Consider the following 21,201-nt stretch of genomic DNA (forward strand, 5'->3'; position numbering starts at 1 on the left):
TAACTTGGCTCACTTCACAATCAGTATTCATTGTTTATGAGCCAGAAAAGTGGGGATCCCTCAGTCACGGGTATATACTGCTTCTCGTTTCATTTTTTTATTTCTGTCCGCCACAACCTCCGCAACAGCTGCCCTGCTCTTTTTCGTGCGCATCAGAGTTAATGTTACCATTACCTGTTAACACTTCTCCCAGCGGCGCTTCACTGTAAATGACCTGTTGAGCATAGGTTGGGGCATCATCAATATAAAACACACCTTTGACCACTTGCCAAGTCACAGCTAAACCACCAATGATAAATACCACATCGCCTATGGTTCGAACCCAACGCAAAGTTTGCAATAAGTCGCTTTGCATAAAGGCCTCACTGCGAGCATACCAAAATCCATTAGTGGCACTGGCAATAAACTGAAGCACTCCGATAGGCAACAAACTGGTAAACAACATGAGGGCTAAGCCCGTATTCATCCACCAAAAAGCGGTTTTCATGATTTTTTCATCAAGTACTAACTTAGGCCGAATATAACGTAAAATCAGAATCACAAAGCCTAGGGCTAAGAAACCATAAACACCAAATAAAGCTGCATGGGCATGAGTTGAAGTCGTATTGAGTCCTTGAATGTAATACAATGAAACCGGTGGATTAATCATAAAACCAAACACACCCGCGCCCAACATGTTCCAAAAGGCCACGGCGACAAAGAAAAGCAAAGGCCATTTAATTTTTGCCATCCAAGGCGCTTTTTGCTGTAAGCGCCAATGCTCAAAAGCCTCATAACCCAGCACAATTAATGGCACAACTTCTAGTGCACTGAAGGTCGCTCCAACCGCCATAACAGGGGTTGTGGTTCCCGCAAAATACATATGATGAAAAGTGCCAGGGATCCCGCCTAGCATAAATAAGGATGCTGAGGCCAATGACGCCGCTGTGGCCATTTTCTTAGACACTAACCCCATACTGCAAAAAATAAACGCCAGCGCCGTGGTTGCAAACACTTCAAAGAAACCTTCAACCCATAAATGGACTATCCACCAGCGCCAATATTCCATGATAGAGATATGGGTACGCTCCCCATAAAAGAAGCCTGCACCATAAAATAACCCCATGGCAGCAATTGATGCTGTGAGTAGTGCCAGTAAATTTTTATCACCACCTTGACGCAGTGCTGGCACAAGGCCTCTTAACATCAATACTAGCCAGAGTACAATGCCGGTGAATTTACCGATTTGCCATAAACGGCCTAAATCGACATATTCATAGCCTTGATGCCCAAGCCAAAAGCTCCATTCATGTGGCATGATCTGTGCGATGGCAAAATAATTGCCTGTCAATGCGCCGATAACGACCAAGACAAGTGCCCAAAATAAAATGTCCACGCCCAATTTTTGGTATTTAGGATCTTTTCCGCCATTGATTATGGGCGCTAAAAATAGTCCCGCCGCTAAAAAACCTGTTGCAATCCAAAATAACGCCGCCTGAATATGCCAAGTACGCACTAGACTATAAGGGAGCCACTGAGCGGTGTCGATACCAAAAAAGCTCTGTCCCTCAACAGTGTAATGGGCTGTAAAACCACCGATAAAAATCTGAAATGTAAAGAGCCCAACCACCAGTAATAAATACTTACCTAACGCCTTTTGCGATGGCGTGAGTTGCAGTAAGGTTAATTGATCTGTTTTCGGCGCCTCTTGCTCATCTTCTTCTTTTCGTAAAAAAGCCCAAGCCCAGACTAATCCACCTATTCCCGCGATCAGTAAAACCACACTCACGACAGACCAAATAATATTCTCCGCAGTAGGAAGATTATTAATTAACGGCTCATGGGGCCAATTATTGGTATAGGTCGCTCCTCCATCCTGCCGCTCAGTCGAAGCTGCCCATGCTGTCCAAAAGAAAAACTCCGTTAACCGCTCACGCCTTTGCAAATCAGGCAAAGTCATTTCTTTCATTGCATAATGTTGCCGCGTTAACTGTAACTCAGGTGAATCACCAAATAAGGCCATATAGTGATCGGCCGTTAACGCCATCGCGGCCAAACGACGCTCACTTAATACTAAGCTATCAGTGGTTTTATCATATGTATTAGTGCGGTAAGCTTGAGTCAACTGATATTGCAAGGCATTTTGTTGCTCACCGGATAAGGAGTCATAGGGCTGGAAATACAATTCCTTCGCGGCTAGATTAAGCCAATGCATCAACTCTCTATGTAACCAATCCGCCGTCCAGTCGGGAGCTTGATAAGCCCCATGACCCCAGATACTGCCAAGCTGCATGCCCCCAACCGACTGCCAGGCGGTTTGTCCATCTAAAATACTGTCTTTGGTCATTAATAACTGACCTTGTTCATTGACCACTCTATTGGGAATAGGAGGTGCAGAGCGGTATATCTCTTGACCAAAATACCCTAATACACTAAAAGTAATACTTAAAATAGCAATAAGTATCCACCACAATTTATAATACTGACGCATAACCACCCTCCAGAGAAGCTGAATATCGAGCAAATAACATATTCCCTATATCAATATGTTGCTTTAATGTTTGCTTTAATGTTTGCAGTAAGTAGATTAAATATTCCGTCAATCCATGGAGACATAAAGGATGCGTATCATTAAGTGCTTTAAACAAGGCAAATACCTAACTGCACTCGATGAACTTTATCCTCAAACGACTTAAAGATGCATTTATATTACATCTTTAAGTCGAGTTTACTGCTCGCCTTTTAAGATGTAAACTATATACATGTTATAAATGTGATCGCGATCTAACATTGAATCTAAAATGACTGAAGCCATTTCCCAACGTCATAATCAGTAAGGAATTCATCCTGTGCAAATCACCCGTTATACCGATTACTCATTGCGAGTATTAATTTATTTAGCCGTTAATAATAATGCCTTATCCACAATAAAAGACATTGCCAATAGTTATGACATCTCTAAAAACCATTTGATGAAAATAGTACAAGATCTTAATATCAAAGGTTATATACTGGCCACACGGGGTAAAAATGGCGGTATAAAACTCAAGCGTCGCCCCGTGGATATCAATATTGGTCAACTAGTCAGGCAAACAGAAAGCAAGAGTAACTTAGTGGAATGTTTCGGTAAGGATAATCATTGTGTGCTCACGCCAGCTTGCCAGCTTAAATCCATGTTTGCTAAAGCACAGGAAAGCTTTTATACCACTTTAGAAGCATTTACTTTAGCCGATCTCATTGGCCACTCAAGCGACATAATCGCCATTCAAAAATTATTTATCCTGAAGTGAATAGGGATTTTATCACCTTTTAGCAAAATTAAACCTTCCATCCCCCTAAAGGTAGGTTGTTTTTGAACCATAGAATTGACATTCATCAAGTGATAAATAACGAATCTTTTGTATGAAAAATGTGAATTCATGTAGCATTTAGCAGGCCTTTCACTTAAACAGATCACCTTGAATGATAGTTAAGTCATAGAATAAAAAGATAACCAATTAAAAATTAAGCTAAATAACTGGCCTTTAAAAGGTCAAATAAACAACGCCCAAGAAGAAACATTATTGAAACATTTATCCAACACCGCTATACTCCCGCGTCGTTAAAAAAGAAAACTTCTATTACTCTCAATGAAAAATATTGCTGCTTTAAACAGTCAAAAGGATTTGCATGAAACACGTTAAAAAATTAGCACTCGTGACTCTACTCTCAGCCCACTACTCACACGCCCAAGAACAAACTCCACAGTTTTCGACTCATACACTTAGTGAAAACCAGCAAAAAAATCAACAACGAACAATTCAATTAGGTGACATTAAAGCTTGGCATTCAGGCACAATTAATGCGCTGAATGAATTATCATCCAGTGGCCATAAAGTACTAGGCTGGGATAAAAATCAGCACTACATTGCATTATTTAGCACTGAAACTGCAAGTCCAACATTATTAACTGAGGCCAACCTTAATCGTTTAGGCCATGAATACAACAATATCAATCAGGTTGAACTTATCAATGAAGGCACACAAGTGCTTATTTGGGGAAGTATAAAAGTATATACCGAAGATGATCGTTATGACACAGAGCCTAGACTAAGCTTATTTTCATTTGATGACACATTTAGCTTGATAGAAGAGCATTCTCTTAAACTCAATAACAATTATTCCAAAATGACGGTCTTTAATGACCATTTTTTACTATCAGAGTATTACAATAATACTCTCTTTTATGTTGAAAATGATAAGCTCATCGAAAGTACTACTATTAATAGTAACCTTCTTCCCGATACCATTCGTTCATCTTGTATTGATAAAACGACAGATCACCTCTTTTTAGCAGGTTACGGTAATACTTGGAGCAATCAACCTGCATTATCTGTGTTTAAACTGAATGAAACTAATCATCAATTGACTCATAAGCTAAGCTACAACAACGATAGCCATTATTATGTCACCTGTGAAGATAGCAATAATATTCTGATCCAGAGCGACTGGACAATCACGAACTTAGCATACAATATTAATGACAATACCTTAACTGAGAAGTGGCAACTTAATACTTATAATGATCTTGGCAATGATTACGAGCTCGAGAGTGCGTCAATCAATAATAATACCCTTTACTTTAATAAAAGCACTTATAACCCCAATTCAAATATGACCAGTTTTTCTGTCAATGATACTGGACTAAGCTTAATTGAACAAACCAGCATTGTTAATGGTAATTATGGCAACCCTGCTTATCTTGAGCATATACTATTCAATAACGGCCAGTTAATTGGACTTGCAACGGATATGAAGGCACTGTTTATCAGTCAAGTTAACGATAATGCCACCATCAATTCCACGCAATTATTAAAAGATGGCCAACTCAATACACCCTATATTGCTAATGTTGAGCATTCATTACTTTCTGCTGATGGAGAACAGTTATTTTTACTCGATCAAAATAATAACAAGCTCCATTTGCTCATCAAAGATGATTCTCAATCCTTTGTTCATGCTAAAGCCATTGATCTCTCCTCTTTCAATGATGACAACATTCTCTACAACAGCCAGCTGCTCCTCACAAACGATAATCAGCTGATCATAGCCGGTGACTCTAACTACCTAGTCTTTACACTGAACGAGCAAGATACATTATCATTTGTGTATCAAGGAAGTTATTCGAATAGCAATGATAGCGATTTAAACATATTTGAAATTAAATTCAACCAAGACAACAACATATTAATGGCTGTAGATTATAATACCTTGTATTTTTTCAAATTCAACGAACAATCGAAATTTGAATTAATTACATCCATTGAAAATGAAAATAATGATTTTTATTATGCAAAACTGAAGACATTAGGCCAATATTTCTACACAATAGATGAGGATAGTATCACCACATTTATTTATGATGATCAATCAAATACCTTAAGTCAAGCCGCCCAAATGGCCATACCTTATGGCACACATGATGTCCTCTTAACAGAAAATAACCTGTATTTTTATAATTACAATAGTCGATCCATACAAGCCTATAGGAAACAAGATAATGGTGAACTCACATTATTATCTTTATCTCCCCTTGAACAAAATAATCGTGACTTTACCTTAATGAGCCCTTATTTGGCTGTATCATTGAACAATTATACTGACAGTATTCATTTTTATCATATCGACCCCAAAACAGGTATATGGTCTGCAAGTGAACAAACATTACCACTGCCTTCAAGAAATAACCTTGACTTTATCCCTACTAATCATCACTTTTTAAAAGAGATTAATTTACTGCAAAACAATACAATTAAAGAAGTCTATCAATTACCCGTACAACGGGCGCCACTTATTCACAGCCAAAAAGATAAATATACATTTTTAACTGGCAGTCAAATTACGCTTGACCTATCAAGCCTATTTATTGAAGAAGATACAGATGATACCTTAACCTTTAGTGTGAAAGGTTTACCTCAAGAACTCAGCCTGAATGAGCATAACCATATTGTAGGTGCAGTCTCTCAAGCGACTTCAGGCGTCTTAACCATCACGGCAACCGATAAAGATGAATTGACCACAGACTTCAACTTTGAATATGACATTCAAGACGCCGCTTTTGACACAGACTTGAATACACTGATTGTTAATCCAAATCAAGCCATTTCACTTGATCTCGTGACACACTTCTTTGGTAAAGAGAGTCAATTAAATACCAGTGACATGACATTTACATTGCGATCCGGTGAAGCCATGACCGAAGGCAATACTGCAACTTCCCCCCTAACTTTAACTGAAAATGGGTTATTAACGGGTACATTAATCGATACAGGGCTACATAGCATGATGATTGCCGTCACATTAGATGAAGGCATTGAACATATCGTCACCCTAGATATTCAAGTGAATGCCGCACCGATAGTATTAGAAAATAAACATTTTGCTTTTCAGTCATCTCAATCAGTGACCATTGATTTAAATACGATATTTAGCGATCCTGAAGGCAGCGCACTCACCTTTGAAGCGTCAAGCTTACCCAGTGGGCTAACCTTATCAACTGAAGGGATAATCAGTGGTTCAGTCAAACAATCAGGGCATTATAGTTTTACCGTTAAAGCAGTTGATGAAATGGCGCTAAGCACAGAAACCAGCATCAGTCTCGATATCGAGTCGGATGATTCAGGTGGTAGCCTAAGTATGATGTCACTCTTATTGTTATCTTTATTTGGCATGAAGCGTAAAAAAACTAAACTGAAATAAACACAGTATTCAATTAGTTTTTACACACAAGAGAACAGCCGATAATGGGCTGTGCCCTTGTGTGTCTGTTAATCCAGAGATTTCTTAAAACGGATCGATGCCACAATCAAACCTAAAATAGTAAAACCTAATAACCATAAACTATCGTACATCATTCCTAATACATCCGCATCACGCAGCACCACGCCACGGATTAACCGCATAAAATGGGTCGCAGGTAATGCTTCAGCAATCCACTGCGCCGCCACAGGCATGCCTTCGTAAGGAAACATAAAACCCGATAATAAAATGGAGGGCAGTAATAGAAAAAAGGTCAGCTGCATGGCTTGCATTTGTGTTTTTGCAATAGTGGATAAAATGAGTCCAAGCACTAAACTGGCGGAAATAAACAATAGAGTCACTATCAACAATTGCCAGATACTGCCATTTATCGGTACATTGAAAAATAAATGCCCTGATCCGATAATAATCCCCATTTGCACTAATCCAACAAAAATATAAGGGATAATTTTGCCTATCATCAACTCAATTGAACGAATTGGAGTTGTGATCAATAGCTCTAAGTTACCTTTTTCTTGTTCCCTCACAATAGAAATGGCGGTAAACATAATCATGGTCATAGTTAAAATAATGCCCACTATGCCTGGCACAATATTCACCGCAGAACGCTGCTCAGGATTATAAAACTGCACCACTTCAAAGACCGCAGCGGTTTGGTTCTTAGGATAATCCGTTAAATTAATCATGGGCATATTTCTAAGCTGCATAATGGCGCTTGCAATGGTCGTATCTGAGCCATCCACCACCCATTGCCCAATAGGACGGTTCAATGAATATTCAAATTGAGGTGTTTCACCACTGTGAGACTCGGCCACTAATTTTTTGGCATAGCGATTAATCAAATCACCTGGAATGATCAGCGCCGCTTTTACTTTGCCATCGGTGATCCCTTGCATGGCTTCTTCTGGAGTCGAATATTGCTCAATAAAATTAACCACTTGAGTTGCCGATATAGAATCGATTAATAAATGTGAAAAAACAGAACTGGCTTGATCCACCACGGCAACAGGAATGTGCCTAACGGTGGTATTAATGGCATAACCAAATAATATCAACTGCACTAAAGGCAAGATCACCACCATGGCAAAAGTCACTCTGTCTCGAATAAGCTCAATGCATTCTTTATATGTCACCGCTTTAATACGATTAAGCCCTTTCATTGACGCCCCTTGCCTGTGCAATTAACAAACACATCTTCAAGACTTGGGCGAACAATTTTTATATCGCGAATTTGCATTTGATTCGGTATTTTCTCCTTTAACCACGACACAGGTTCGGCAATAGTATCCTTGATCAATACTCTAAGATGTACACCTTGCTGCGCCACAGAAATAACCGAATCAAACTGTATGAGCTTTTCTTTTAATAGCCTTAGCCCTTCACCGCCCAGCTCGACTATCTTAGCGCCCATATCTTGCATTAACTGCTCTGGTGAACCATCAGCGCGCAAACATCCTGCTTCTAAAATAGCCAAAGAATGGCAGCGCTCAGCCTCATCCATATAATGGGTTGAAACCAAAATCGTTGAGCCCATATCGCAAATATCAAATAATCGCTCCCAGAACTCCCGTCTATTTTGAGGATCAACCGCTGAAGTAGGCTCATCGAGAAACAGTAACTCTGGTTTATGTAACGTCGCAGCCGCTAAGGCTAATCGCTGTTTCTGCCCACCACTTAAACTCCCCGCTCTTTGCTTTCGATGTGTATTCAATTCGTAAATACTGAGTAACTCTTCTACTCGCTTGCGCTCATTTTGCTTACTCAATCCAAAGACTTGAGCAATAAAGCGTAAATTCTCTTCTATGGTTAATTGCTCATACAAAGAAAATTTTTGTGGCATATACCCAATACGCAATCGCAAGGCTTCAATTTGACGAGGTAAATGTAAATTAAGCACATTGACACTGCCTTTAGTCGGCGTTAAAAGCCCTGTCAGTAGCCGAATACAGGTTGATTTACCACATCCATTAGGGCCTAAAAAGCCATAAATCTTGCCTCTCGGTACCTTGATGGTAAGATTATCAACCGCAGTAAAATCACCGAATTTTCGCGTCAACCCTTTTGCTTGGATGGCATATTCACTCATGGCATAATCACCTGCGCCGGTAAACCACTGGGTAACGCATTGGCGGTATCGGGCAGTGATACATCCGCTAAATACACCAATCGACTTCGTTCTTTTTCATTTAAAGCATAATAAGGGGTATAAGCGGGATCCATGGCAATCCAAGCAATCGTGCCTTGAAAGGGACTTTTAATACCATCAACTTGCACCATCACTTGTGTGCCTACTTTTAATCTTGCTCGATAAGTCTCAGGAATATAAGCCCTGACATAGGGAGTTTCTCCACTTAAAATGACTGCCACAGGCGAATTTTTAGAGACTCTCTCACCTAAATTCCAAGGTAAATTATCTAAAATACCATCACGAGTAGCTACAACACTTAACTGATCATAAGTTAGCTTTTCTAACTGATAAACCGCTTTAGCAGCTGCAAGGCTTGCTTCTGCGGAATCTAAATCCTCAGGTCGAGTCCCATTCGTTAACTTTAATAATGCTTCTCTTGCATTATTTCGATTGGCTAAACGGGTTTTCTGATCAGCTTCATCTTGATCATATTGCGCTTTAGAGGTCAAATTAGAAGCCAGTAAATCTTTTGTACGCGCTAAGGTTTTTTCCGCTAGGACGAGACTTGCTTCAGCATCATTGAGTCTTGCTTGGGCTGCGGCGACATCTTCTTTTCGAGACCCATTTTGTAATTTGACCAAATACGCTTCTTTTTCGGCCACATCGGCAATGGTTTTATCCATTAGTGCTTTTTGTCTTGCATTATAAAGCTGAACTAATAAATCACCTTTTTTAACCCGATCGCCCTTTTTAAAAGGAAGTGCTGTCACGATTTCATTCGCTGTTGCCGTTAACACCACCCGCTCTCTTATTAATGAACCTAACGCGACCTTATCATGGCTATTTTGCCCACAGCTGCTTAATAATAAAAAAACGGAAAATAAGTAGATCAATCTGCCTTTTCCAACATCATTGTTCCATTGACGCATTAATCATCCCTACACACTCATAATTGTTCTAGATTAACTCTAGAACAATTATACCAATTCTATTATATAGATGATCAATTCAGAGCTTCTCAGGCTTTTCAATTCAAGGCGTATTTATGCTGTAATGGTGATTCCCTTTCAAATGAATGCAACGCAGAAGTGGAATGTCTGAGAAGCTCACTGTGTGCGGGTTTCAACATACTTTATGCTACGTTAGATGCTTTCGATATAGAATCACTATTAGCTTCAATCATCTGCGACCGCCATGGATGGTGGGACTGTCTGTTAATGCAGGAGCAATTAACGACCTTGCCTACAGCATGTTGAACTCCCGCTGAAAGATCACTTATATAGTAGAATTGGTATTATGAACCTATATCCTAAAAGTTATTGATAGAATATAAGAAAACTAGACACGCAAGCGTAAAAGCAAAAACGCAAAAATGGTAAGGAGGTTAAAGGGGAGCGACAAGGCAACGAGTGCCTTTAATACACGCTATAATAAAGGCTTTTAATGGAATAAGGCACTAGCGGCACTGGCACTATGAGCACTATCCGCTATGAACACTATGGGCTATGAGCACTATGGGCCACTATAAGCACTATGCGGCGGCGACTTGCTGTCTTACCACCAAAGGCAGTAAACGATCATGCATCACTTTTATCGTATCAAACTGCTTTAACACTTTTTTATCTGACAAGACACACTGCTCTGATAATAACATGACAAGCGAAGCTTGCAGACCTGATTCCACAACAAGCACAGTGACTTGCTCCGATAGCGTTTGAAGATGAAATAATTTGCCTTCTTCACTATAAACACAAACATCAGACACAGAAAAATACCAAGATTTTGGCATCTCAGGCTTGAGTAAAAAACGGGCAGCTGTCGCATTCAGAGCCATCTGAACGATATGGGCATCATGACATGATAAGGCTTTTTTTAAACGTTCAACCACTTGAATATAATATTTAGCATGTTCAACACTAAATATTTGCGACATTTTCGCATCTGGGATTAAGACTTTTGGTGTATATGGCGTTAAAAATTCCATTTCATCGCCTAACGAAATACTCAATACATTATGGTGATCGTTATACACCCATTGCCATTCCTTTTTTGGCATTAACAACATAACCTCTACCTATCATAGTCATACAAGGTGATAATAGTTGATATTTTCACCTATCACAAAGTTAATTTATATCCTTATAAACAAAACATCGAAATAAGATTCTTTACCCCTATAAGATAAAGAAATCTTATTTCAAATACAACTATAAATTGATTAAGACTTATTTAACACTATAAGCATCAATGATACGTTTAATCAATTGAGGACCTTTGTAAATAAAGCCGGAATACACTTGTACCAAACTGGCACCCGCATCAAATTTATCCAGTGCAGCAGCCACGGTTGTGATCCCTCCTACACCAATAATGGGTATTTTCCCACCCAGATGATCCGATAAGGCTTGCACTACAGAAGTCGATAGCCGCTCAAGAGGTAAACCGCTTAATCCTCCCGCCTCTTCTCCAAAGGGTAAATGCCTCACCGCTTCACGCTCCAAGGTGGTATTTGTCGCAATGATACCATCAAATTGATTCTTGATAACCGAAGTTGCCACATCTTTAATTTCATCAATGGATAAATCAGGCGCAATTTTTAATGCAATAGGCACATATTTACCATATTGCTCAGCCAATTCACCTTGTTTTGCTTTCAGGCTTGATAGTAAATCATCCAGTAGCGTCCCATATTGCAAACTGCGCAGCCCAGGTGTGTTAGGTGAAGAAATATTCACTGTGATATAAGCCGCATAAGGATAGACTTTCTCCATACAAATAAGATAGTCATCCTTACCTTGTTCAACTGGCGTATCTTTGTTTTTGCCAATATTGACCCCCACAAGAGCATTGGATTTCATCATCTGTAAATTGCTTACAAGATAATCCACCCCTTTATTATTAAACCCCATACGATTAATAATCGCTTGCGCTTTCTCAAGCCTAAATAATCTCGGTTTAGGGTTGCCTTCCTGTGCTCTTGGCGTCACTGTACCCACTTCTACAAAACCAAATCCCATGGCATGAAATGCATCAATACATTCACCATTCTTATCAAGGCCTGCCGCTAATCCCACGGGATTTGGAAAGGTTATCCCCATCACTGTTACTGGGGCCGATTTCACTTTCTGCGCATAAAGTCCATTCAAAGGAGAATGTGCCGTTGACTTCAAACTACAAAGTGCCAGCTCATGTGCGCGTTCTGCATCCATTTTGAACATGAACTTTTGTGCAATTTTATAAAACATGCTTTCCTCTAACGCTAAAAAAAGCCCCGGCATTTGCCAGGGCTATTCATTAAATGACTATTTAAGCTTGACCTTCACAGTGAATGATCAATAAATTAAGTTCACGTAATGCCACAGAGAATTTAGCAAACTCATGGCTTTGTGATGTCTTGAAATCTGCCAGCATATGGAACCATCTTTCCAGCAAACCTTGATGTGCTTCGATCCACTCTTCTATGAGTGGTTCAGCCGTCAGATCTTTAGTACAGCTACGAAGAACCACTGAACACAAGGAGCGTTGCTGCCAATCGAGCTCTTCTCTAAATGCTGCTCTGGCCAAGGCTTGCCAATGGTTGGCCACGGGCTGTGCACTGATCTGATCTAAGAACCAATGTAAATCCACTTTTGAGCCAAGCTTGAAATAAGTCTCAGCCACTAAACTGATTGGTTTAGACTCTAAATCAACGATTTGTGCAATATCAAGACAAGAGAATAAAGTACTGACATTCGCAACCGACATCGCCAGTTTCTCTGGTACGCCTTCATTTACTAAAGACTGTGCTTCAGAGAGAATCGTATCGACTTCCTCTTGCACCATATATTGATGCACAGTCTCATTCAGCTCATCGAACACGGGCTTAAAGAAAGCCACACTTTGCTCAATACTCATATTACGATTACGATGACGTAAGAACCAACGGCTTGCGCGACGAATATTACGGCGTAATTGATGTAACATTTCACATTGAACCAGCGCAGGCATCATGCCATTTAGTGCAATGATATCTTTTGTCATTGACTCTAAACTAAAGACTTCACTGGCCATAGTATAGCACGTCGCCACTTCAGTAATCGTCGCACCAGTTTCTTCTTGCATCCGCTGAACAAAATTCAGCCCCATGTCATTCACAATACCATTGGCTAAAGAGGTGGCAATGATCTCACCTTTCAATGGATGTTGCTCCATGTTAGCCGCATATTTAGCTTGTAATTGTTCAGGGAAGTAGGCCACTAAAGACTGCTTAATGAAATTATCTTCTGTGATTTCTGGGATCAATAACTGCTCTTTCAATAACATCTTCGCATAAGCCACCAGTACTGACAGCTCTGGACGTGTTAACGGCAGTCCTTTCACCAAACGATCGGCTAAATCATCCTCGGTAGGTAAAAACTCTAGGGCGCGATCTAACTTACCTTCTTTTTCAAGATAATGGATAAAGCGAATTTGCTCTTTCAGCTCATCTGCACCACGTACTTGAGTCACTGAAATACTGCGAGTTTGTGCCTTACAATCGTCTAATACAATGCGACTGACTTCTTCAGTCATATCCTCAAGTAAACGGTTACGTTGCTTAAGTGTCATCTCACCTTCAGCCACCAAGGCATTCAGCAAGATTTTAATGTTCACTTCGATATCAGAGCAATCAACACCACCAACGTTATCCACGAAGTCAGTGTTCATGCGACCACCATTGGCCGTGTATTCAATGCGTCCAAGCTGAGTACAACCTAAGTTACCCCCTTCACCAATGATTTTAGCTTTGACTTCATTACCATTGACTCGCAAGGCGTCGTTGGCACGATCACCTACTTCGGCATGAGATTCACTGGTTGCCTTAACATAAGTGCCAATACCGCCATTCCAAAGGAGATCAACCTCCATTTTCAGTAACTGTTTTAGCAGTTCAATGGGCGTCATACTGGCTTTATGTGTACCCAGCATAGTTTTCATTTCGCTGGATAATGGAATGGATTTAGCAGAGCGTAAGAAAACACCACCGCCTTTAGAGATCAACTCTTTATTATAATCTTCCCAGCTTGAGCGCGGTAAGACAAATAAGCGCTCACGTTCAGCATAACTCTTTTCAACATCAGGATTAGGATCGATAAAAATATGCATATGGTTAAAGGCGGCAATCAAACGCGTATGCTTTGACAGCAACATACCGTTACCAAACACATCTCCTCCCATATCACCAACGGCTAAACAAGTAAAGTCAGTAGTTTGGCAATTCACTCCCATTTCACGGAAATGACGTTTCACTGACTCCCACGCACCACGGGCTGTGATCCCCATTTTCTTATGATCGTAACCATTACTGCCACCTGAGGCAAAAGCATCGCCCAACCAGAAGTTATATTCCTCAGCAATACCGTTGGCAATATCGGAAAAGGTCGCCGTCCCTTTATCAGCAGCCACAACCAGATAAGCATCATCTTCATCGTGACGAACCACATTATTCGGTGGCACGATCTCACCATTGATAATATTATCACTGATATCGAGTAAACCACGGATAAATAATTTATAACAAGCTTGCCCTTCAGCAAAAAAGGCTTCGCGACCCCCTTCAGTAGGCAATTGTTTACAAACAAAGCCCCCTTTGGCGCCCACAGGTACAATCACAGTATTCTTAACTTGCTGTGCTTTGACTAATCCTAAGACTTCGGTGCGGAAATCTTCACGGCGATCTGACCAACGTAAGCCCCCTCGCGCCACTTTTCCACCACGTAAATGCACACCTTCCACGCGCGGAGAGTAAACAAAAATCTCATACTTAGGTAAAGGACGCGGCATTTCAGGAATTTGCTCTGGCGCAAATTTAAACGAAATATAAGGCTTGACGTCACCTTGCTCAGTGAGCTGATAAAAGTTCGTTCGGTTGGTGGCATTAATCAAATCAAGATAACGATGAATAATACGGTCATCATCCAAACTTGACACATCATTTAATCGTAAATCAATTTGTTCCACGAACTTATTTACCGTCCGTGTCTTCAATTTAGGATTAAACTTACGAATATACATTTTAACCAGTAAATCCGCTATTTGAGGATAACGACTAAAGGTCTCCTCAATATAGGCTTGGCTAAACGTCGAGTCTATTTGACGCATATATTTCGCATAAGCCCGTAATACCGACACTTCTCGACCTGTCAGGCCCGTCGATAATACCAAACGGTTAAACCCATCATCTTCAAGTTTCTTATTCCAAACTTGCGCTAATGCGGTTTGAAACCTGTCTTGGCTATCAGCAAGATTATCACTGGCAACGGCTTGCGCTGTCATTAAGAAATCTAAAATCCAATACGTCGAACCATCAGCGGTGATCACTTCATAAGGGCGTTCATTAATGACTCTTAAACCGAAGTTTTCAAGCATGGGAAGCACATCAGATAAATGAATCGGCTCATCCTTATGAAACAGTTTTAAACGCACTTTACTGTTTTTAAGGGCCGTTTCTTGTGGCTGATAAAACAACATTCCCAGCTTATGGTCATCATCCAAAGCTTCTAAATGCTCTATGTCCACCACCGAAGAGGTGGGTAAAACATCTTCCTTATAACTGCGAGGAAACGCATCAACATAGCGCTTGACTAAACTCGTGCCCATTTCTTCGCCTTGAGCACTGACTAAGGCACTGCCTAGCTTATCTTCCCAAGAGCGTGCAGCTTCCATTAAATTTTTCTCAATCGCAGCCACGTCCACGTCCATATTGTTATTATCAACTTTGACAATGTAATGAGTTCGAGCCAAGGTCGACTCAGAGAAATAAGTCGTGAATTCAACGGTTTCAGTACTATGAAAATGTTGCGCTAAAATGCGTTGAGTGTCTTCACGTAACTTAGTGTTATACCGATCTTTTGCCACATAGACCAGACAAGATAGAAAACGCCCGTAGCCGTCTTTACGCACAAACAGCTTCAACCTATCTCTGTCTTGCATTTCCAATACGCCATGAGCGATATGAGCAAGCTCTTTCACATTCGCTTGGATCAGCTCATCACGGGGCAAGGTTTCTAAAATATGTAATAAGGCTTTGTGATCGTGCGAGCGAGGAGCAAGACCAGAAGCTTTTAGAACACGTTCAACTTTTTCAGCAAGCAAAGGAATTTCACGTGGACTGCGGTTATATAAATTCGATGCATAAAGACCAATAAAACGATCTTCACCAATCACTTCGCCCGCATCATTAAAGCGTTTAATGCCGATATAATCCACATAAGCTGGGCGATGGACTCGGCTTTTCTCACTGCTTTTGGTCAATACTAACAAACTGTCATCAAGCGCTTCTTTACGGGCCACTTCTGAGAAGTTAGATAATAGCAGGCCACTTTCTTTATCTGACTTGGCATTTTTACTGAATAAACCTAGACTGGACGCTTTATCGGCAATCAGCTCCAAATCGCCTTCGACTTTACGAAGATCATAACGGCGATAACCCAATAGAGTAAAATGATGATTATTCAAATAGGTTAAGAAACGTGAGGTTTCTTCTAGCTCTGATGTCGTTCCTGGATAAGGACGATGATTAAGCTCAGCAATGATCTCTGTCAATTTCGTTGACATGGCCTGCCAATCGTTAACTGAAGCGGCAACATCGGTCACAACAGAAGCAATTTCTTTTTCTAATAGTTTAATGTCTTCGTTGCTACTTTGTCTGTCGATTTCAATTAAAAATACAGCGACTTTTTCTAAATCATCACGCCCTTCATCGCTGTAACTGACATGGGTAACATCCCCGTCTTTCCGCTCAATGGACATGGGCGTGTGTAACAACATATGAGCAGTAATGCCAAAACGATTAATCGCCATGCCGATTGAATCCACTAGGAATGGCATATCAGGCTGAATCACTTCGATAACAGAATGCGCCGACTCCCAACCGTGTTTTGACTGACTCGGGTTATAAACTCGAATATGTCCTTTGCCTGCCGGAGTCTTATTTAATGCGTTCCATTGGCTCAATACTGCACCGTATAAATCACTGTCATTACGAGCATTGAGATCATCTTTTGACATATGCGCATAAAGACAATTGGCAAATTGCTCAACTTGTTTCGCATGAGAATGGGGTACTTTGGAATGAATAAGATTTACTACATTTTCAAGTAATACTGAAGGCATTGCATCTTTCAAGGCCATGTTACTGTTTCCTTAAGGGTCTATAGCCGCGCTTTTATAATTTTTGGATGCTTATAAAAAATGACCTGAGCCCAGAATCTGACCTAGGTCATGAGGCGAAGTTTATTACTAAATGCAATATATTTCGAGGATTATTTTAGTGGTACATCCACCACTCATACATGTTTTTAACATCTCAATAGAAAGAACTGAAATAACAATCATGAATTAAGACTTTTTATTCAAAAAAAAGAGGAGTCAAGCTCCTATTTTAGTTAGAGATTACCTAAGCTTCCGCCAGAATATCGCCATTAATACCAGTAAAATAATTATGGCTCCCAACATGTTAACTAAAAACATAAAAGTCAGTAATATTCCCATGTCCATTTGACACTTTAATGGCGAAAAAAACCACGTACCGACCCCAGGCAACAAAGTCAGGCCCCTAAAGAGCACTGCACAGCCTCGTTCAACGAGCCCTGATAATCTCCTCCAATTATAAAGAAACAGCATCAGCAGAAAGTGACATTCCTAAAGTGGATACCACAATATTCACAAGTACAGAGCGATTAAAAATCCCTTCTCGTTTCTTGCATAATGACTTCTCTCCATAACCTGCTGCTTAATTTTTTATTAAGCGTTTTTTACACATGTTATTATCCAGCAGGCAATGCAATTGTTATAAGGTTTTTAACCTATGAGAAAGATAAGAATATGAAAATAAAAATATAAAAAGTCGATAAAAAATATAACTGAAGGTAAATTGAAACACTTAAACATATAACAAACATTTAAATAACATAAAAATAGGCAGGTAGAAAAATAAAAAACAACAAATACACAAATTAAATACAGTTAAATTAACAAATAAAGCGTGGCTTATTTGAACAAAAAATGAATCAAATGTTTGAGGCAATTACTCTAATTTATTTAAAGCAATAATATCCACTCCTTGGTTTAATGTGAGCTTAAACAGTCCGTTAACACCGTTTAATGACAAAAAAGGCCTGAAGTGTCGGCCATTGATCCAAATCACTTGCTTCCCGTCTCTCACCTCAATATTATTCACTTTTCCTTGATAATAAGGCATAAACTCCTGATAACTCAAATTGACATTAAAAATAAATGTACGCATATCTTCGCTCACCATGCACTATATTATGATCTTTTATATAGTAACTTTTTCAATATAAAGAAAAAAGAAGGCTACTCACCTTCTTTTCTCTTTTCACTTATCCAGTGCTTAACGCTCCTTGAACCCCATTGCGCTTCTTAATAAGAGCTTAATCACAGTTGGCAATGACAGTTGGCTTCACCAATATCTTTCCATACTTGGGCAACACTAGGTTCATCGTCCTGTGTCCACCAAGAGGCTTACCATTGTCTGCCGTTGTACTCAACTGTGTACTCAACTGTGTACTCAGTTGTGTCTTCACCTAGAAACACATGAAACACATTGAGCTTCTTAATAAGAGCTTAATCACAGCTGGCTTCACCAATGTCTTTCCATACTTGGGCAACACCAGGTTCATCGCCCTGTGTCCACCAAGAAGCCTGCCATTGTCTGCCGTTGTACTCAGTTGTGTCGCCACCTTGGAATACAATGGCCGCATCCCAGCTCACATTGATATCACTCACCAATGACCAAGGTTGAGCAGTCAAAGAAGGGGTATCTCCTTTCGTCCAATATTTGGCTTCCCAGACTAAACCGTTATGGCTAATGGTATCGCCTTTTTGGTAAATAGAATCACTTTGCCAAGCACTGTACTGACTCGCATTATCATCAGTCGTACTGCACTGACTTGAGCCTGAATCACCTGAATCACCTGAATCATCAACAGGATTAACCGTTAGCAATAAACTCGCGCTGGCATCTAAAGCCCCATCAGATACAGTCACACTTAAGGTATATTGAGTGATCTCAGACACATTGGGTGCCGTTACCGTAATGGTTTCCGTGCTATCACCAGTGACGATTAACCCTGCGGGCACACTCCACTGATACACTAAACTATCACCATCTGCATCTGTCCCCACAGCAGTGATCTTGGTTGTGGTATTCGTATCCATGCTCAGATTAGCCGTTAAACTCACTTCTGGTGCATGATTTTCTGTGGCCGCAAGGTGGGTGACTGTCGTCGTTGCTGTTGCCGATAACCCTTGAGGATCCGTCACAGTTAAACTAAACCCATAAACCGTATCAACGTCAGTATCATCCAAAGCAAAACTGGCTATTGCCGTATCCGCATTAATTAAGGTCACCGCCTTACCGGATGTTTGTACCCATTGATAGACTAAGGTTTCCCCTTCAGGATCACGAGATAAGGAACCATTTAATGAAACATCCACTTTACCTGTTACCGTTTGCGCTTGGCCAGCATTCGCAACAGGAGAAAGATTGGTTTCGCTTCCATCAGAATCACCATTACCTAGGCCTTCGTTCATCGCATTGAGAATATCGCCATTATCGGCATCAATTTCCCACGAAAACAATCCACCCAATGAATGAGCAAGTACATAAGCACCTTTAGCTTTCACCGAACGAGGATCATCGTAAGTAATAAGCTCTCCGGTTGTTGCATTAAAGACATAAGGCGCCTCGGCTTGTTCATCATATTGGTATTCCCAATCACCTGTCATGAATTCATCCACGATTTGACGATAATCCACCATGCCAGACTCCCATGTTCCGGTCACAGGACCTGTGGCTTCTCCAGTGAAGGGATTATCATTCTCATACCCATTGACACCAGTCCAACCTCTACCATACATGGCTGCGCCAAGGATCACTTTTCCAGGCTCAACTCCCTGTGCAAGCAATTTGCTCACACCAACATCTGAAGTATAAGGCGTATCCGGTGCCCAGCTGGCTCCATAAATGGCCGCCTGATGATTCAGTTCAGTATTATCCCAGGCACCATAGAAGTCATAAGTCATCAAGAAAAAGTAATCCATGTATTGCTGAGCTTGGTTGTAATCCACTTTTTCAATTTTGTCATAACCTGCACCAATAGCCGAGGTCAACTCATAGGTTTTGCCTGTCTCTAAACTCAGCTCATCCAACATGGCCCTTAACTCTTTCATGAGCAACACATAAGTTTCACCGTCATCACTGTTGCCCAATGAAGGCGATGCACCGCCAATACTTGGGTATTCCCAGTCAATATCAACACCGTCGAAAAACTTCCACGCTTTTAGATAATCTCGAACAGACTCAATGAATGTTTTACGCTTGGTTTCATCACCCATAAAAAAGAAAGGATCCGATAATGTCCAGCCGCCAATAGAAGGTAAAATTTTAAGCTCAGGTCTAGCTTGTTTTAACATCATTAATTGGCCAAAGTTGCCTTTATAGGGGCTACTCCAGTCAGATACGCCATTTTGCGGCATATTAATCGCCGCCCAAGGATCATGAATAGCGACTTGGAAATCTTCTCGATCTGCACAAGCACGCTGCAGGGCTTCAAAACTACCCGAAATCGTTTTTAATCCATCGTTAATGCCATCACCACCACAAATGGGCACAAAACCATAGAGTAAATGCGTAAGATTTTGCGCGGGAATGTTCTCAGCATAATAATCGCGATCATAGACGCCCCACTCGACAAAATAACTGCCCACGACTTTGCCAGATTGAGTCACATCATAAGCTTTATTATTTTCATTTAATTGCAATGTCAGTGGATCAAGATGACTGCCGTCAGTATCGGCAATGACTAATTCTGTCGCATCACTTAAGGTACATTCATCGCCATCACATAAGGCAATCTGCATTTGATAACGACCACCTTTAGCCACCTCAAAGGTTAAGGACTCACCTGACTCATTTGAAACCGCTTGTGATAACACTTCTTCACCGTCTAATAGCACTTTAACAGTATCACCACTGTCACCATACCAAAGTGTCCAATTAACTGTCACAGTTGCAGCATCATTCACTGTCACCAGCTCATTATATGCTGTGGCGGCGGCATTCACTTCAACAATAGAATAAACTTGTTGTGGTAGGCTAATGCTAGGTTTGCTCGGGGCATCGGCAAAGGTAGGGCCAGCGATCATACTGGCAATCAATACTGCCAATTTAGATATACGATTATTCATCAAAACTCCCAATTATTTGATTTTTTTTATTTTGGTATATTTAACTGTCTATAATGTTGTTGACA

Annotated in this window: 12 protein-coding genes and 1 pseudogene; 2 read left to right on the forward strand and 11 right to left on the reverse strand. The window is 40.5% G+C overall.

What is annotated here, in order from left to right; all coding sequences use genetic code 11:
* Window positions 1-97 precede the first annotated feature (97 nt).
* A complete protein-coding gene (locus Q0791_RS10150) occupies window positions 98-2,470 on the reverse strand; it encodes a nitric-oxide reductase large subunit (RefSeq protein WP_299005666.1) in 2,373 nt (790 codons plus the stop codon).
* Entirely contained in the window at window positions 2,454-2,627 is a 174-nt protein-coding gene (locus Q0791_RS10155; protein WP_299005669.1) for a hypothetical protein, read from the reverse strand. The genes Q0791_RS10150 and Q0791_RS10155 overlap by 17 nt, the downstream gene beginning before the upstream one ends.
* 201 nt (window positions 2,628-2,828) lie before the next feature.
* Here Q0791_RS10155 and Q0791_RS10160 point away from each other — a divergent pair, with 201 nt between their 5' ends.
* The gene (locus tag Q0791_RS10160) at window positions 2,829-3,269 is read left to right on the forward strand and encodes an Rrf2 family transcriptional regulator (RefSeq protein ID WP_299005671.1); all 441 of its coding nucleotides are present in this window, start codon (window positions 2,829-2,831) and stop codon (window positions 3,267-3,269) included.
* Between the two features lie 379 nt (window positions 3,270-3,648).
* The gene (locus Q0791_RS10165; protein ID WP_299005673.1) at window positions 3,649-6,717 is read left to right on the forward strand and encodes a putative Ig domain-containing protein; all 3,069 of its coding nucleotides are present in this window, start codon (window positions 3,649-3,651) and stop codon (window positions 6,715-6,717) included.
* 68 nt (window positions 6,718-6,785) lie between these two features.
* Here the strand turns inward: Q0791_RS10165 and Q0791_RS10170 are convergent, their stop codons facing one another.
* From Q0791_RS10170 to Q0791_RS10210, 9 genes and pseudogenes are all read right to left on the reverse strand, one after another.
* Complete coding sequence (locus Q0791_RS10170) at window positions 6,786-7,937, reverse strand: ABC transporter permease (protein ID WP_299005675.1); 1,152 nt, start codon at window positions 7,935-7,937, stop codon at window positions 6,786-6,788.
* Window positions 7,934-8,863, reverse strand: a complete 930-nt coding sequence (locus Q0791_RS10175; protein ID WP_299005677.1) for an ABC transporter ATP-binding protein — start codon at window positions 8,861-8,863, stop codon at window positions 7,934-7,936. Before Q0791_RS10175 ends, Q0791_RS10170 begins: the two co-directional genes overlap by 4 nt.
* Window positions 8,860-9,834, reverse strand: coding sequence for an HlyD family efflux transporter periplasmic adaptor subunit (locus tag Q0791_RS10180; RefSeq protein WP_299005679.1), 975 nt, complete (start codon window positions 9,832-9,834; stop codon window positions 8,860-8,862). Before Q0791_RS10180 ends, Q0791_RS10175 begins: the two co-directional genes overlap by 4 nt.
* Before the next feature lie 602 nt (window positions 9,835-10,436).
* Window positions 10,437-10,970, reverse strand: coding sequence for a cell division protein ZapC (locus Q0791_RS10185; RefSeq protein ID WP_299005681.1), 534 nt, complete (start codon window positions 10,968-10,970; stop codon window positions 10,437-10,439).
* Window positions 10,971-11,130: 160 nt separating this feature from the next.
* The gene (pyrD, locus tag Q0791_RS10190) at window positions 11,131-12,150 is read right to left on the reverse strand and encodes a quinone-dependent dihydroorotate dehydrogenase (RefSeq protein WP_299005683.1); all 1,020 of its coding nucleotides are present in this window, start codon (window positions 12,148-12,150) and stop codon (window positions 11,131-11,133) included.
* 61 nt (window positions 12,151-12,211) lie between these two features.
* A complete protein-coding gene (locus Q0791_RS10195) occupies window positions 12,212-17,056 on the reverse strand; it encodes an NAD-glutamate dehydrogenase (RefSeq protein ID WP_299005684.1) in 4,845 nt (1,614 codons plus the stop codon).
* A 261-nt stretch (window positions 17,057-17,317) separates the two neighbouring features.
* A pseudogene (locus Q0791_RS10200) lies at window positions 17,318-17,512 on the reverse strand (hypothetical protein); the annotation flags it as partial.
* 439 nt (window positions 17,513-17,951) lie between these two features.
* Window positions 17,952-18,170: a DUF2835 family protein gene (locus Q0791_RS10205; RefSeq protein WP_299005687.1), complete on the reverse strand. Its 219-nt coding sequence runs from the start codon at window positions 18,168-18,170 to the stop codon at window positions 17,952-17,954.
* 341 nt (window positions 18,171-18,511) lie between these two features.
* Window positions 18,512-21,139: a glycosyl hydrolase family 18 protein gene (locus tag Q0791_RS10210; protein WP_299005690.1), complete on the reverse strand. Its 2,628-nt coding sequence runs from the start codon at window positions 21,137-21,139 to the stop codon at window positions 18,512-18,514.
* Window positions 21,140-21,201 lie beyond the last annotated feature (62 nt).

Origin of the sequence: uncultured Shewanella sp. (genome assembly GCF_947495455.1) — a bacterium.
Taxonomy (GTDB): Bacteria; Pseudomonadota; Gammaproteobacteria; order Enterobacterales; family Shewanellaceae; genus Shewanella.